The 15,681-nt window shown below is 70.2% G+C and carries 12 protein-coding genes; 3 read left to right on the forward strand and 9 right to left on the reverse strand.

All coding sequences use genetic code 11. The annotated features are described in order from the left end of the window. Positions 1-19: 19 nt before the first annotated feature. Positions 20-1,537: a glutamate--cysteine ligase gene (locus tag ACFYZ8_RS19435; protein WP_359032205.1), complete on the reverse strand. Its 1,518-nt coding sequence runs from the start codon at positions 1,535-1,537 to the stop codon at positions 20-22. Between the two features lie 525 nt (positions 1,538-2,062). Between ACFYZ8_RS19435 and ACFYZ8_RS19440 the strand changes: the two genes are divergently transcribed. The 3 genes from ACFYZ8_RS19440 (at position 2,063) to ACFYZ8_RS19450 (ending at position 4,467) form a co-directional block, all read left to right on the forward strand. Next, the gene (locus tag ACFYZ8_RS19440) at positions 2,063-2,632 is read left to right on the forward strand and encodes a hypothetical protein (protein WP_359032206.1); all 570 of its coding nucleotides are present in this window, start codon (positions 2,063-2,065) and stop codon (positions 2,630-2,632) included. Positions 2,633-3,023: 391 nt separating this feature from the next. Then, the gene (locus ACFYZ8_RS19445) at positions 3,024-3,221 is read left to right on the forward strand and encodes a DUF5999 family protein (RefSeq protein ID WP_020140274.1); all 198 of its coding nucleotides are present in this window, start codon (positions 3,024-3,026) and stop codon (positions 3,219-3,221) included. Positions 3,222-3,429: 208 nt separating this feature from the next. After that, the gene (locus ACFYZ8_RS19450) at positions 3,430-4,467 is read left to right on the forward strand and encodes a LacI family DNA-binding transcriptional regulator (protein ID WP_359032207.1); all 1,038 of its coding nucleotides are present in this window, start codon (positions 3,430-3,432) and stop codon (positions 4,465-4,467) included. 651 nt (positions 4,468-5,118) lie between these two features. On the opposite strand, the gene ACFYZ8_RS19455 is transcribed toward ACFYZ8_RS19450, so the two are convergent. The 8 genes from ACFYZ8_RS19455 to ccrA form a co-directional block, all read right to left on the reverse strand. Further along, on the reverse strand, positions 5,119-6,156 hold the full coding sequence (locus ACFYZ8_RS19455) for an endo-1,4-beta-xylanase (protein ID WP_359032208.1): 1,038 nt from the start codon (positions 6,154-6,156) through the stop codon (positions 5,119-5,121). A 59-nt stretch (positions 6,157-6,215) separates the two neighbouring features. Continuing rightward, positions 6,216-7,049: a carbohydrate ABC transporter permease gene (locus tag ACFYZ8_RS19460; protein ID WP_356597503.1), complete on the reverse strand. Its 834-nt coding sequence runs from the start codon at positions 7,047-7,049 to the stop codon at positions 6,216-6,218. Next, the gene (locus ACFYZ8_RS19465) at positions 7,046-8,044 is read right to left on the reverse strand and encodes a sugar ABC transporter permease (protein WP_359032209.1); all 999 of its coding nucleotides are present in this window, start codon (positions 8,042-8,044) and stop codon (positions 7,046-7,048) included. Before ACFYZ8_RS19465 ends, ACFYZ8_RS19460 begins: the two co-directional genes overlap by 4 nt. A 6-nt stretch (positions 8,045-8,050) precedes the next feature. Beyond that, entirely contained in the window at positions 8,051-9,346 is a 1,296-nt protein-coding gene (locus ACFYZ8_RS19470; protein WP_388529623.1) for an extracellular solute-binding protein, read from the reverse strand. Between the two features lie 446 nt (positions 9,347-9,792). Continuing rightward, positions 9,793-10,455, reverse strand: a complete 663-nt coding sequence (locus ACFYZ8_RS19475; RefSeq protein ID WP_359032211.1) for an HAD-IA family hydrolase — start codon at positions 10,453-10,455, stop codon at positions 9,793-9,795. After that, positions 10,442-12,196 (reverse strand): 3-hydroxyacyl-CoA dehydrogenase family protein, encoded by a 1,755-nt coding sequence (locus tag ACFYZ8_RS19480; protein WP_388529617.1) that lies wholly within the window; start codon positions 12,194-12,196, stop codon positions 10,442-10,444. The genes ACFYZ8_RS19475 and ACFYZ8_RS19480 overlap by 14 nt, the downstream gene beginning before the upstream one ends. Further along, on the reverse strand, positions 12,193-14,274 hold the full coding sequence (locus tag ACFYZ8_RS19485) for a protein meaA (protein ID WP_388532045.1): 2,082 nt from the start codon (positions 14,272-14,274) through the stop codon (positions 12,193-12,195). Before ACFYZ8_RS19485 ends, ACFYZ8_RS19480 begins: the two co-directional genes overlap by 4 nt. A gap of 27 nt (positions 14,275-14,301) precedes the next feature. Then, positions 14,302-15,672, reverse strand: coding sequence for a crotonyl-CoA carboxylase/reductase (gene ccrA, locus ACFYZ8_RS19490; protein ID WP_359032214.1), 1,371 nt, complete (start codon positions 15,670-15,672; stop codon positions 14,302-14,304). Positions 15,673-15,681: the final 9 nt, after the last annotated feature.

Consider the following 15,681-nt stretch of genomic DNA (forward strand, 5'->3'; position numbering starts at 1 on the left):
CCGCGCCGCGCCACGGGGCTCATCCCAGCGGCACCGGCTCCGGCAGCCCCACCGGCCAGGTGTGCACCGGCTCTCCCCCGTGCATCAGCTCGCTGTACCGGCGTGTGGTGGCCGCCAGCGCCGCGTCCCGCGACAGCCCGGCCTCCAGTGCCCGGTGGAAGGTCGCCGCCTGCCAGGAGGCCCCGTTGGTCCGTCGCCGGCACCGCTCCTCGATCACCCCGAGGTACAGGTCCCGGTCGGCGGACTCGACGCCCCAGGCCGCGAGCCCCGCCTCGGCCAGCGGCAGCAGTTCGTCGCGTACGAGGCTCACCGCGTCGACCTCGACCGTGCCGCCGTACCGGCCGCGCCGGGGCCAGGTCATGCGCGCGTCGATGCCGTACCGGCAGGCCGCGTCGAAGTTGGCCGCGGCCGCCTCGAAGGGCAGCCGGGTCCACACCGGCCGCGGCTCCTCGGCGAGGGCGCGCACGAGGCCGTAGTAGAAGGCGGCGTTGGCGATGACGTCCGTGATGGTGGGGCCGGCGGGCAGCACGCGGTTCTCGACCCGCAGGTGCGGGACGCCGTCGGCGACGTCGTAGACGGGCCGGTTCCAGCGGTAGACCGTGCCGTTGTGCAGGACGAGCTCGGCGAGCGAGGGGATCCCGCCCTCGTCGAGGACCTTCAGCGGGTCCTCGTCGTCGCAGATCGGCAGCAGGGCCGGGTAGTAGCGCAGGTTCTCCTCGAAGAGGTCGTACGCCGAGGAGATCCACCGCTCCCCGAACCAGGTGCGCGGCCGCACGCCCTGGGCCTGGAGCTCCGGCGGGCGGGTGTCCGTGGACTGCTGGAAGAGCGGCGGCCGGGACTCGCACCACAGTTCGCGGCCGAAGAGGAAGGGCGAGTTGGCACCGACGGCTATCTGTACGCCGGCCACCGCCTGCGCCGCGTTCCACACGTCGGCGAAGCGGCCCGGGGTGACCTGGAGGTGCAGCTGCACGGAGGTACAGGCGGCCTCCGGGGCGATGGACTTCGAGGTGCAGGTGAGGCGTTCCACCCCGTCGATGTCGAGGACGAAGTCCTCACCGCGCGCGGCCACGATCTGGTCGTTGAGCAGGGTGTAGCGGTCGACGTCGGAAAGGTTGGAGGAGACGAGGTCGTCCCGGTCCAGGGTCGGCAGAATGCCGATCATCACGATTCCCGCGTCGAGCTCGCCCGCTTTACGGTCGGCATATGCCAGCGAGGTACGGAGTTCCTCCGAGAGCCGGTCGAATACCCGCCCGCCCAGCCGGTGTGGAGCTATGTTGACTTCCAGGTTGAACATGGCGAGTTCTGTTTGGAAATCTCGGCTTGCGATACGTTCGAGGACCTCTCCGTTCAGCATTTTCGGCATACCGTCGCTGCCGATCAGATTCAATTCGATCTCCAGCCCCATCAGGTTCTTGGGGCGATCGAACCGCTGCTCCGCCAGGAGCCGCTCCAGCCCCGTCAGGCATTCCCGGAGCTTGTCGCGGTAGCGCTGGCGATCGGACAGGTCGAACTGGCCTGCCACGACCTTCTCCCCCATCGAAGGGTCCCTCCTCGTTGCGTCATGCGTCAGGTGGGATGATGCCCAGCCGGAACGATCGATAACGTCCCGCCACGGCCCCGGGCCCGCTACCCTGTTGGATGTGACCGGTGGCACATTCACTCGGCATGCGGCTGTCAGCAGTTTCGAGTGCCCCGAAGAACTCGTGAAAAACGCCGACGAGAATTGGCCGACCGCTTCCGGCGGATTTCCCGAGGTCACCGCCGTGAGGCAGTCATGGGATCGGGATGATTCCCGCGTATCGCCGACCGAATGGCTCCTTGCTCCGCGCGGCGGAAACGGCTAGACGAAACACCGTGTGAACATATGTCGTATAAACTCCGCGAACAAGGCAGAGGGTTGGCACCCGCGGTCCTGGATCCTGCCGTCAGGTGACGTACGGCAGTCCTCACCCGCACCTGCGTCACCGGACCCCGGCCCCCGCCTCTCTGACCCCGTGAGCTGACAGCGCCGTCCGCCCCCGCCCTCGCGCCACCGTGCCTGTCGAATGAGAGGCGACCCACCATGCCGCTGCATGTCCCCCCGGCTCCCGCCCCCGCACTCCGTTCCGTCCTCACCGCACTCGGTTCGCCCACCGCGGTCCGGGAGGCCCGGACGCCTTCCCTGCTCCGCGCCCAGGGACCCGTCACACCCGAGCTCCCGCTGCCCGTGCACGTCCTGGACGGCACCGCCACCAGGCTGACCGGGTGGCGTTTCCTGATCCGCTGCGGCGAGCGGTCGGTGGCCGCGGCCGAGACCATGCTGACCCCGGACGGCTGGGCGTTCTCGCACTTCTTCGAGGGCCCCTACATCGCGTCCACCGAGCGCGCGCTGCGTCAGGCGGAGGTGATGCAGCAGCCCTACCAACCGCGCCTGCTGTCGATCCCGGGCCTGTACATGCTCGCGCTGTGGCTGCACGGCGACTGCGCGGCGGACGCCGGCGCCGACCGTCTCGCCGCCACCGATCTGCTCGTCCCCCTGGCGCCGGCGCCGCCCGGCATCGCCGCCCACCGTCCGCACCGGGCGGCCGAACTCCTCCCGGTGCTGACCCATCGGGTGACTCCCCCGGCGCCCCTGCTCGGCTCGCCCGCCTGAGACGTCAGCGGCCTCTTCGCACCCTTCACGCCCGTCGTACCCCGCCCCGAATTCCGGGTAGCGGGGTACGACTGCGTTTGGGGCGCCATTAGGGTCGTACGAAATCCTCAGGGACACACAGAGAATTATTTGCTCACACGAGCACACAATTGCTCGGACGAGCCGAAGTCAGCCCTCACCCCAGGTGGACTAGTCCTTTCCGGCCCCCTCGAACCACCCGAAGGGACAGTGCAGTTGGGATGAACCGTCCGGCCGGGTGATGCGTCTCCAATCTGTGAAGAAGTGGTGATGCGAAATCCCTGCGGATTGACGCCCGTAGGGCAACACTGGTTCGGACTGAGTTATCGCAACGGGGGACGTCATGACCACAACACAGCGAAAGATCCCACCAATGTGCCAGCACCAGCCACCGTGTCCCACCGCCGACTCCGCCGACCGGGAATCCGCCCGCCTCGTGGCGCACCACCCGGAACAGGGCTGGAGCCTGCTGTGCAACGGCGTTCTGCTCTTCGAGGACACCGGTGAGCTCCTGCCCGACGGGCGGGTCATCGCCCCGCACCGCCCGCTCGCGGGGGCGACGGCGGCCTGAGTACGGCCCGTGGCCTGAGTACGACCCGGGCGGCCGCCGCCGCACCGCCCGGAGCCCGGAGACCTTGAGGGGCCGGCTCGCAGCGACCGTCTGCGCACCGGCCCCGACGCATGTCCGACGGCGATCACTCCCTGTGACGCCTTGTGTATGGGCCCACTTTTCCGGAAGACTCCTGGAAGTTTCGAGGCTCCGACGCGGAGGTGGGCAAGTGAGAGCAGGCGGGGCCGGCGCCGCCCCCGGGGGCAGAGTCACCATCACGGAGATCGCCCGGCAGGCCGGAGTCTCCGTGCCGACGGTGTCCCGGGTGGTCAACGGCCGCTCGGACGTGTCTCCGCACACCCGCGCCCGGGTCGAGGAACTGCTCCAGCAGTACGGCTACCGCAAGCGCCCCGCGGCCCCCGGCGCCCGGGCCGCCCTGCTCGACCTGGTCTTCAACGACCTCGACAGCCCCTGGGCCGTGGAGATCATCCGCGGTGTCGAGGAGGCCGCCCACGCCGAGGGCGTCGGCACCGTCGTCTCCGCGATCCACGGCCGCTCGGGTGCCGCCCGCGAGTGGATGCGCAACCTGCGGGCCCGTGCCTCCGACGGGGTCATCCTGGTCACCTCGGCGCTGGACACGGTCCTGCACGACGAACTGCGCATGCTGGGCGTGCCCCTGGTGGTCGTCGACCCGGCCGGCTCCCCCGCGCTGGACGCGCCCACCATCGGCGCCGCCAACTGGTCGGGAGGGCTCGCGGCCACCGAGCACCTGCTGTCGCTGGGCCACCGCAGGATCGGCCTGATCGCGGGGCCGCCCCGGCTGCTGTGCTCGCGGGCCCGCTTCGACGGCTACCGGGCCGCTCTGGAGGGTGCCGGTCTCACGCTCGACGAGTCACTGGTCGTACCCGGCGACTTCCACCCCGAGTCCGGCTTCGCGGGCTGCGAGAAGCTCCTCGACCTGCCCGAACCGCCGACCGCCGTCTTCGCGGCCAGCGACCAGATGGCCCTGGGCGCGATCGAGGCGCTGAGGCGACGCGGCCTCAGGGTCCCGGAGGACATGAGCCTGGTGGGCTTCGACGACCTCCCGGAAGTCCGCTGGTCGGCACCCCCACTGACGACCATCCGCCAGCCCCTCGCCGACATGGGCAAACTCGCCGTCCGCACGGTCCTCCAACTGACCCGCGCCGAACGCCCGGACACCCCGCGCGTGGAACTCGGCACAGAACTGGTCATCCGCGCGAGCACCGCGCCACCGCCCACCGCCTGAAGCCGCGAGCACGGCGTCCCGGGCAGCGACCACGCCGACGCAGACCACCCGCCGACCGAGCCCGCCGCTCGGTGGGCACCGCACCGCCGACGGCGCACGACAGCTGCGCCCTGGTTCGCCGCACCTGCGGGAGCGGCCCGCGAGCGAAGACCCTGACCAGTCCGGCGGAGCGTGTTTGCCTCGCGGTGGGGTGGCCTGGCGGGTCGACCGGCATCACCGCCCCGCACACGGGCCCCGGGTCGAGGCCGCCACCCGCCTGCCCACCTGCCCGCACAACCGGTCCATGAGACGCCATCCCGGACGACGCGGAGGCACGCCCCTCGCCCAGCGGCGGCCGATTGAACACCCGGCCTGCCGGAGCCGCCGTCCCGAGCGGCGGACTCCGGCAGGTTGACCGGCTGCTCCACCCAGCGGGACGCCATCCAAGCCCCCGGCATCGTCGCACCCGCGCGAAGCGGTCCCGTGAGCGAAAAAACGTCCCCCACCGAGCGGGCCGAAGCGGGGGCCGACCAACCCGCCAAGCGCCCCAGGTCGAGACGGACTCGACGAACGGACCCGGCACCGAGGCCGCGGAGGACGACATCACCGTCCCCCGCGACGGAAACTGCTTCTCGGAGCCCCGGCCTCTTGCAGATCCTGGCCGCCCCAGGGCTACTTCAACGCCGCCCGAATCGCGTAGTACGCCGGCTTCGGCTGGAGCTGCTCGTCCCACGGCAGCGCCGCTCCCTGGCCCTCGAAGAAGGCGGGAATCCAGCTGTACTTGTCCGTGTAGTCCCAGATGGTGATCCCGACGCACCGCCGCACCGCGAGGCAGGCGTCCGTCAAGTCCGCGTACCACTGCGCCTGTTGGGCCAGCTTCTCCTCCGTCGCGGGCAGGATCATCCGGATGTCGACCTCGGTGAGCGCGGTGTCGAGGCCCAGCTCGGCGAAGCGGCGGAGGTTGTCCTCCAGGGTGGTCGGATAGCCGTACTGGAGCGCCAGGTGCGTCTGGAGACCGATGCCGTCGAGCGGGACGCCCTGCGCCTTCAGCTGCTTGGCGAGGTTGTAGTAGGCGTCGCTCTTCGCCCCGATCCCCTCGATGTTGTAGTCGTTGAGGTACAACTTGACCTTGGGGTCGGCCTGCCGGGCCCAGCGCAGCGCGTCCGCGATGTAACCGGGGCCGAGGGTCTTGTAGAAGACGCTCTCCCGGTACGTACCGTCCTCGTTGAACGCCTCGTTGACGACGTCCCAGGCGAACACCTTGCCCCGGTAGTGCCGTACCTCGGTCTGGATGTGGTTCTTCAGTACGGCCCGGAGCTCGGCCGCCGTCCACTCGCGCGAGGTGACCCAGCCGGGCAACTGGCTGTGCCAGACGAGGGTGTGCCCGCGCACCTTCTGGTGGTGCGAGCGGGCCAGGTTCACGATCTCGTCGCCCGCAGAGAAGTCGAAGACACCCGGCTCGGGCTCGGTGGCGTACCACTTCATGCCGTTGCCCGGCGTGATCTGGTCGAACTCGCTGCCGAGGACCTTCTTGTACGGCTCGTCGACCAGCTCGGGATTGTCGGTGGCGCTGCCGAAGTAGCGGCCGTGGCGCTGGGCGAGGTCGGCGAGGGTGGGCGTCTTGCCGTGGGCCTGGGCGGGTGCGCCGAGCCCGGTGACCACCAGGGCGGCGGCCAGGACTCCGACGAGTCTGAGACGGTTCTTGCGCATGGGGCGACTCCTCACGTGCGGGGGGTGGGTGAGCCGTACTTTTCTTGAAGGCGCCGCCGTCAGCCCTTCGTGGCACCGGCGGTGAGTCCGCCGACGAGCTGGCGCTCGGCGACCGAGTAGAAGGCGAGGGCGGGAACCATCGCCAGGACGAGATAGGCGAAGACACGGGCGTACTCCGCGGAGTACTGCCCCTGGAACTGCTGCACCCCGACGGGAAGCGTCCACCACGTGTTGTCGGTGAACACCAGCAGCGGCAGCATGAAGTTGTTCCAGCTGGTGACGACGGCGAGCACCGAGACCGTGCCGAGCGCGGGCCGAGCCATCGGCAGCAGCACCCGCCAGAAGAAGCCGAAGGAGCTGCACCCGTCGAGGGTGGCCGCCTCCTCCAGCTCACCGGGGATCTCCCGGAAGAAGGCCCGCAGGATGATGATCGTCATCGGCAGTCCGAAGGCGGCCTGCGGGAGGATCACGCCCAGCGGGTTGTCCAGCAGACCGAGCGAGCGCAGCAGCAGGAACAGCGGGAGCACCGCCACCGCGAAGGGGAACATCAGCCCCATGGTGAAGAGCGTGAACAGCGCCTCCCGGCCACGGAAGGCGAACCGCGCGAAGGAGAACGCGGCCAGCGCCGACGCGGCGACCACCAGCACGGTCGTACCGACCGCGATCAGCGTGCTGCTGCCGACCAGCCGCCAGAAGTCGCTCCCGGCCAGGATGTCGGTGTAGTTGCTGGTGAGCCAGTGTCTGGGCAGTCCGAAGGGGTTGCTGGAGAGTTCGTCGGTGGACTTGAACCCGGACAGGACGGCGTAGACCAGGGGTACGACCATCACGGCGCCGACGGCGACGAGGATCACGTGCAGCGGCAGGGTGCGCACACCCTCTGTACGGCGGGTCACTTGGCGTTCCCCCTCATCGTCGTGGTGGCCCCTTCGAGGTCGCGGCGGAGCACGAACCGCTGGTAGGCGAGGGCGAAGACGAGACAGATGCCGAACATGACCACGCTGATCGCGCTGGCGTAGCCGACCTGGTAGCGCTTGAAGCCGTACTGGAACATGGTCACGGCCATGGTCTCGGAGTGGTGGTCGGGGCCGCCCTGGGTGACCACCCACACCAGGTCGAAGAGCTGGATCGAGCCGATGACGGACAGGAAGACGCTGATCCGCAGGGTGGGCGCGAGCAGCGGCAGGGTGACGTTGCGGAACCGCTGCCAGGCGCCGGCGCCGTCGATGAGCGCCGCCTCGGTCAACTCCCTCGGGATGGACTGGAGTCCGGCCAGGTAGAGCATCATGTGGAAGCCGAAGTACTTCCACATCATGACCAGGAAGAGCGTCGCCATGACGTAGGAGGGGTCGGCGAACCACAGCCCGCCGACGCCGTCGAGACCGACCGCGCCCAGGACATGGTCGGCCAGTCCGGAGTCCGGGGCGAAGACCATGCTGAACAGCACACCGGTGATCGCCTCGGACAGGACGTAGGGGGCGAAGAACAGCATCCGGTAGACGGCCCGGCCGCGCAGCTTCTGGTTGAGCAGTACCGCCATGGCGAGCGCGAACGGCAGTTGGAGCGCGAGGGACAGCACGACCAGGACCAGGCAGCGCCACAGGTCGCCGAGGAAGACCGGGTTGTCGAAGAGGTCCGTGAAGTTGTCGACGCCGACGTAGTCCGAGGGCATGCCGAAGCCGCCCCAGCGGAAGAAGGCGGCGTACAGCGCGAACAGCATCGGCAGCAGGACCATGCCGATGAACAGCACCAGGGCGGGCAGCTGGAAGCCGACCGCGGTGAGCCAGTGCGTCACGCGCCGGCGGCCCCGCCCCCGGGCCCTGACTGATTCCGGGGGCGGGAGTTCGGTGCCCGGACCGCTCCGCTTGTCTGCGAGGAACGTGGAGGTCATCTCGGGCTACTGCTCTTCCTTCGCCGTCTGCGTGATCGACTGGGCGACCTGTTCGGGGGACTTGGAGCCGGCGATCAGCGCGGCCACGCTGTCGTTGACCTCCTGGCCGACGGCGGGGGCGTACGCCTGGTCGAGGTAGAGCTGGAAGCCGGTGGCGGCCTTCAACTGGGCCTGTACGAGCTTGAGGTTGGGGTCGGTCATGGCCTTCTCCGCGTTCGGGAGCACGGGAAGGACGCTGGTCTTCTTGACCAGTTCGAGTTCGGTGGCCTCGGAGGCGAAGAACTTCAGGAAGTCGACGGCGGCCTGCGGGGCACCCCGGCGCAGGGCGTGACCGCCGCCGCCGCCGAACACCTCGGTGATGGCGCCCTTGCCGCCCTCGACGGCGGGGAACGGGAAGAAGCCGAGGTCGTTGCCGAGTCCCTTGCCGGAGTCGGCCTCCACCGACGGGGCCCACTGGCCCATGAGTTCCATGGCCGCCTTGCCGTTGCCGACGGCGGCCGCCTGGCCGGTCGGGGTGGAGTAGGCGGCGTTGAGGAAGCCCTTCTGGAAGGGCTGGAGGTCCACGAGTTCCTTGAGGTGCCGGCCCGCCTCGACGAACCCGGCGCCGGTGAAGTCCTTGTCCTCGCTGGCCTTTTGGAGCGCGTCGATGCCGGCGGTGCGCATCGCGAGGTAGGCCCAGTAGTACATGCCGGGCCACTTCTCCTTGCCGGCGAGGGCGATCGGCGTGATGTTCTTCGACTTCAGCTTGCTCACGGCCTCCAGGAAGCCGCCCCAGGTGGTGGGGGGTTCAGTGACACCGGCCTGCTTGAAGAGCTTCTTGTTGTACCAGAAGCCGATCATGCCCATGTCGAACGGAATGCCGTAGAGCTTGTCGTCGAGGATGTACGGCTCCTTGGTGACCTTCAGCAACCCGTCGGCCCACGGCTTGGTCCGGTCGGTCAGGTCCTCGACGAGCCCCGCGTCGACCTGTTGCTTGAGAACGCCGCCGCCCCAGGTGTGGAAGATGTCGGGGAGCTTCCCGGAGGCGGTCAGCGCCGTCATCTTCGACTTGTAGGCGTCGTTCTCCAGCTGGACGATCTTTATCTTCACCTTGGGGTTCTGTGCCTCGAACTTCTTGGCGAGGCTCGCCCAGACACTCTTCGCCGGCTCGGTGGTGGAGATGTTCCACCACTCCACCGTGGTCGTCCCGTCGGACGAGCCTCCGTCCGAGTCGCCGCCACAACCGGTCAGTGACGTGATGCCCAGACCGGCCGCGGCGGACGCCGCCAGAAAACCACGGCGGGACAGTGCCGGGTCGCCCATGATGCGCTCCTTGGGTACGGGACGGAGCCGTCCTTGTTCCGTCCTGCGGTTCGAAAGTTTCGGAAGAGATCCAGAAAGCTTCGCTGCTGCCGCACCCTAGAGACAGCTACTAAACGGTGGCAACCCCCTGTGCACGGGGAATGTTCACGGATTCCGTCGCCGACTCCCCGGAAGTGCCCAGCGTCCCACTCGGTTCTCCCCGGCGACAGGGCATCGAGTCCTGCGGGACGCGTGACGGTCGCGCGCCGGGCAGTTGATCGGGCCGGAGCAGGCGGCAGCACACGACGCCGGGGTAACCTCCGACGGCCGGGTCACGGAACCGCCACGCCCCCGGCCCCTCTGGGCTGGCGAAACATTCGGCACGACCAGCGAACATTACGAAGCGGCCCGCGCGGAGATTCCGCACGGACCGCCTCACTTCGACCCGGGGGTCAGGGCCCGCACCGCTACCTGATCCGCGAGATCAGCTCCTTTCGCGGGCCGAACAGCGCGTCGAGGTGACCGGCGGTGGCATCCGCGTCCGTGTGCAGCAGCGTCGCCATCCCCAGCTTCTCGGCAGGAGCCAGGTTCACCTCGTGGTCGTCCACGAAGAGCAGGTGCTCGGCTGCGAGGCCGAGCCGCCGACAGGTACGTCGGTAGATCTCGGACGCGGGTTTGCGCAGCCCCTCCAGCTCCGACAGCACCACGACGTCGAAGAGGCCGAGCACATCGAGGTCCCGGTAGACGTTGTAGGGCTCCAGACCGAAGGAGTTGGACAGCATCGCGGTCCGCACACCGCGCGCACGGGCCCGCCGTACCGCCGCCAGCACGGCAGGTTCCGGCCGCAACCGGTGGAGCACCCGGCGCATCAGGTCGTCCGGAGGCAGGCCCAGCAGCCCTCCGATGACGTCGTTCCACTCCCGCTGGGTGGCCCGTCCCTCCTCCAGGTCCCGGTAGACCCGCACACCGTCGGGGTGGCGGAGCGCGCGTCGGTAGGCACCCCGCGGGACGCCCTCGGCCTGCTCGAACAGGTCGGCGTTGGTGCGCATCGACGTGGTCAGCACGCCACCGAAGTCGAGGACCAGCCCTTGGTAACGGGGGCCCGGTTCTCCCGGATCAGGCATGGGCATGCGCCTTCACCTCGCTCTTGGGCGCGGCGGAGTCGTGCAGCCGGAAACCGGCGCCGGTCTTGCGTCCGGTGAGTCCGGTCCTGACCAGGTGGGTCAGCAGCGCCGCCGGCTCGGCGCAGGCATCCGGCGCGGCCTGGTGCAGCACCTGCTGGATCTGCACGGAGACGTCCAGTCCGACGACGTCGAGCAGTTGGAAGGGGCCCATCGGAAAGCCGCAGCCGTCGCGCAGCACGGTGTCGATGGTGTCGATGTCGGCGTAGTGCGAACTCAGCATCTCCACCGCCTGGTTGAGATAGGGGAACAGGAGGGCGTTGACCACGAACCCTGGCCGGTCCGCACAGCACACCCCCTCCTTGCCCAGGGCGGTCACCAGCGTCTGCGCGGTGTCCAGGGCCGCGGCTCCGGCCTCGGGTGTGGTGACGATCTCCACGAGACGCATCACCGGAGCGGGGTTGAAGAAGTGGACGCCGACCACATCGGCGGGGCGTCCCGAGGCCGCCGCCAGTTCCGCGACGGAGAGGCTGGAGGTGGACGTGGCCAGCAGGGCGCCGGGCCGGCAGACCCGGCCGAGCTCGCGGAACACCTCGCGCTTGACGTCGAGATCCTCGGCGACGGCCTCGATGACCACGTCGGCCTCGGCCGCGGCGGCGAGCCCGACCGCGGTGTCCAGCAGCGCGATGGCGGCCCGGCCCACTCCCGCGGGGATCCGGCCCCGGACGGAGGCGCGCATCAGGGACGCGGCCGCCGTGGAGCGGGCGCGTTCGGCCTTGTCGGCGGAGCGGGCGATCAGGGTGGTCCGGAATCCGCTGCGGGCGCAGACCTCGGCGATGCCGACCGCCATGGTGCCTGATCCGATGACGGCGATCCGGTGCGCGGCGACCGGCTCGTCGGGCCGCGGCGCGGTGCCGGGTGCGTCCGCCGCGGCGGACCGGTAGGTGTGGAAGCCCTGGCCGGACTTCCTGCCCAGTCGTCCCTCCGCGGCCAACCGCTCCAGCACGGGTGCGGGCCGCAGCCAGGGGTTGCCCGTGGCGGAGGCGAGTTCCTCCAGTGCGGCACGGAGGGTGTCCACGCCGATCCGGTCGATCGTCTCCAGCGGGCCGCTCTTCATGCCGCAGCCCAGCCGCATCGCCGTGTCGATCACGTCCGCGGAGGCGTGGCCCTGGCCGTACATCGCGGCCGCACCGTTGAGGAAGCCGAACAGGAGCTGGGCCGAGATCCGTCCCGGCCGGTCGCCCGTGCGTACCGCGGTGCGGCCCAACAGCCACGCCAGGCGCTCCAGTTCGCACAGGACGGTCGGTCCGGTCAGAGCGCTGGGAACGAGTTCCACCAGTCGGCCGGGGCCCGGGAAGGGCACCGGGTGGAATCCCGCCACCCGGTCGGCCCGGCCACTGGCCTCCGCTATGCGGCGCACCGAGAGGGAGGTCGTGGTGGTGGCGAAGACCGTGTCGGGCCGGCAGACCCGGTCGGCCTCACGCAGTGCGGCGACCTTGTCGTCCAGCCGCTCCGGGACCGCCTCGATCACGATGTCCGCGTCGGTGAGCACGGAGACGTCGGACGAGACCCTGACGGCGTCGGCCGCGAGGTCCGCCCCCTGGTAGTCGCGGGTCAGCCGCGTGGCGGTGGCCGGGTCGGGGACGAGGAGACGCAGGGGTACGCCTACGCGGACCGCCTGGGCTGCGAGTTCGGCGCCGACGGTGCCGTGGCCGATGATGCCCAGGACACGTGCGGGTGGTGTGGTCATGGCGCGGGGACCTTCCTAGGATTCGGCGGATGGTGACGGGCCGCCGGGGGCACCGGCGGGGTGGGGGGTGCGGGGCTCGGCGCGACCGTGGCGGCTCGGGGGCCGAGGTCCGTCCGGAGCCGGGTGAGACCGTGGGCGTCGCGGATCTCCTCGACGACCCGGCCGATGATCGCGGTGAGGCCGAAGTCCTTGGGGGTGAAGACGGCGGCGACGCCCTGGAGCAGGAGACGCTGCGCGTCGGCCGAGGGGATGATCCCGCCGACGACGACGGGGACGTCGGTCATGCCGGCGTGGCGCAGCCGGGCCAGGACGTCGGGGACGAGTTCGCCGTGGGCTCCGGAGAGGATGGACAGGCCGACCACGTGGACGTCCTCGGCGACCGCCGTGGCGGCGATCTGTTCGGCGGTGAGCCGGATGCCCGGGTAGACGACCTCGAAACCGGCGTCGCGGGCCCGGACGGCGATCTGTTCGGCCCCGTTGGAGTGGCCGTCGAGACCGGGTTTGCCGATCAGGATGCGCAGTCGTCCGATGCCGAGGTCGGTGGCGGTGACGGCCACGAGGGCACGTACCGCCCGCAGTTCTGTGTCGTCGGTGGCGGACCCGGTCGGGGCGGAGGCCACACCGGTGGGCGGGCGGTATTCGCCGAAGGTGTCCCGCAGGGTCTCGGCCCACTCCCCCGTGGTGACCCCGGCGCGGACGCAGGCGAGGGTGGCGGGCATGAGGTTGGCGTCACCGGCTGCCTGTCGCCGCAGCCCTGCCAGCGCGTCGGCCACGGCGCCCGGGTCCCGCCCGGCGACCCAGGCGGCGTGGGAGTCGCGGACGGCCTGTTCGACGGCCGGGTCCACCCTCAGCACCGAGGTGTCCAGGTCGGCGGTGAGCGGGGACGGCTCGGTCGCCCGGAAGCAGTTGACGCCGACGACCTTGTCCTGGCCGGACTCGATCCGGGCCCGGCGCTCGCTGTGCGAGGCGACCAGGGCGGACTTCAGATAGCCGCACTCGACCGCCGGGACGGCCCCGCCCATGTCCTGCACCTTGGCGATCTCGGCCCGCGCGCCCTCGACGAGCTCGCGGACCTTCGACTCCACTACCACGCTGCCGGTGAACAGGTCCTCGTACTCCAGCAGATCCGACTCGAAGGCCAGGACCTGCTGGATGCGCAGCGACCACTGCTGGTCCCAGGGCCGCGGCAGGCCCAACGCCTCGTTCCAGCAAGGGAGTTGGACGGCACGTGCCCTGGCGTCCCGGGACAGGGTGACGGCCAGCATCTCCAGCACGATCCGCTGGACGTTGTTCTCCGGCTGCGCCTCGGTCAGCCCCAGCGAGTTGACCTGCACGCCGTAGCGGAACCGTCGATGTGCGGGGTCGGCGACGCCGTAGCGCTCCAGCGTGAGGGTGTCCCACAGCCGGGCGAAGGCACGCAGCTTGCACATCTCCTCGACGAAGCGCACTCCGGCGTTGACGAAGAAGGAGACCCGTCCGACCACGTCACCCATCCGGTCGGGCGGCACCTGACCGCTGTCGCGCACCGCGTCGAGCACGGCGATGGCGGTGCACATCGCGTACGCCAGTTCCTGCACCGGCGTGGCTCCCGCCTCCTGGAGGTGGTAGCTGCAGATGTTGACGGGGTTCCACCTGGGCAGGTGCGCCACGGTGTAGGCGATCAGATCCGTGGTCAGCCGAAGCGAGGGGCCGGGCGGGAAGACGTACGTCCCGCGTGACAGGTACTCCTTGATGATGTCGTTCTGAGTGGTGCCGGTGAGCCCGGCAAGGTCTGCGCCCTGTTCCTCGGCGACCACCTGGTACAGGGCCAGGAGCCACATCGCCGTGGCGTTGACGGTCATCGAGGTGTTGGTGCGCTCCAGCGGGATGCCGTCGAACAGGGTGCGCAGGTCGCCGAGGTGGCCGATCGGCACTCCGACGCGGCCGACCTCGCCGCGGGCGAGCGGGTGGTCCGGGTCGTAGCCCGTCTGTGTGGGCAGGTCGAAGGCCACCGACAGACCGGTCTGGCCCTTGGCCAGGTTCTTCCGGAAGAGGGCGTTGGACGCGGCCGCGGACGAGTGCCCCGCGTAGGTCCGCATCAGCCAGGGACGGTCGGTCACCGCGGGTCACTCTCCCCCACCGGGCCCGGCGGGCCGCGCGCCGTGCTCCCGGAACAGGTCGATCGCCGGCAGATGCCGGGCACGCAGCTCGGGGTCGGTGACGCCCAGCCCCTCCTCGGGGGACAGGCACAGCACTCCGACCTTGCCCTGGTGCCGGTTGTGGTGCACGTCCAGCACCGCCTGCCCGGTGCGGTCCAGGGGGTAGGTCCGGGACAGGGTGGGGTGGATCCTCCCCTTCGCGATCAGGCGGTTGGCCTCCCATGCCTCGCGGTAGTTGGCGAAGTGCGAGCCGACGATCCGCTTGAGCGACATCCACAGATAGCGGTTGTCGTACTGGTGGAGGTATCCGGAGGTGGACGCACAGGTCACCACCGTGCCGCCCTTGCGGGTCACGTACACGCTCGCGCCGAACGTCTCGCGGCCGGGATGCTCGAAGACGATGTCCACGTCCTCGCCTCCGGTCAGCTCCCGGATCCTGGCCCCGAACCGCTTCCACTCGCGTGGGTCCTGGTGGTGCTCGTCCTTCCAGAACCGGTAGTCCTCCGCGGAGCGGTCGATGATCGCCTCGGCGCCCATGGCCTCGCAGATCCGCGCCCGCTCGGGTGAGGACACCACGCACACCGGGGTGGCGCCGCCGGCCAGCGCGTACTGCGTCGCGTACGAGCCCAGACCGCCGGAGGCGCCCCAGATGAGCACGTTGTCGCCCTGCTTCATCCCGGCGCCGTTGCGGGAGACGAGCTGCCGGTACGCGGTCGAGTTGACCAGGCCCGGAGAGGCGGCCTCCTCCCAGGTCAGGTGCCGTGGTTTCGGCATGAGCTGGTTGGCCTTGACCAGCGCGATCTCGGCCAGGCCGCCGTAGTTGGTCTCGTACCCCCAGATCCGCTGCTCCGGGTCGAGCATGGTGTCGTTGTGCCCGTCGGCGCTCTCCAGCTCGACGCTGAGGCAGTGGGCCACCACCCGGTCGCCCGGCTTCCAGCGCCGCTCGCCGGGAGCGGTGCGCAGGACCACCCCGGACAGGTCGGAGCCGATCACGTGGAACGGCTGGTCGTGACGGGCCGCCGAACCGCCGCGGCGGGCGTAGCGCTCCAGGAAGGCGAAGGTCGGCACCGGGTATCCCAGCGCGCTCCACACGGTGTTGTAGTTGATCGCGCTGGCCATCACGGCGACCAGCACCTCACCGTGGTCGAGCTCGGGGGTGGGCACCTCGCGGATGTGCAGGGCCTTGGCCGGGTCGCGGTCGGCGGGTGCCATACCGTCGAACATGCCGACCTCTTCCTTGAGCAGTACGGCGGCCCGGAAGGTGTCCGGCAGCGGGAGCCCGGCGACCTCGGCCTCCGTCGCCTCCGAAACGGCCAGTTCACGCAGTGGGTGACGCATCGTCGGTCT

It is taken from the genome of Streptomyces sp. NPDC001668 (genome assembly GCF_042893155.1).
In the GTDB taxonomy this organism is placed as follows: domain Bacteria; phylum Actinomycetota; class Actinomycetes; order Streptomycetales; family Streptomycetaceae; genus Streptomyces.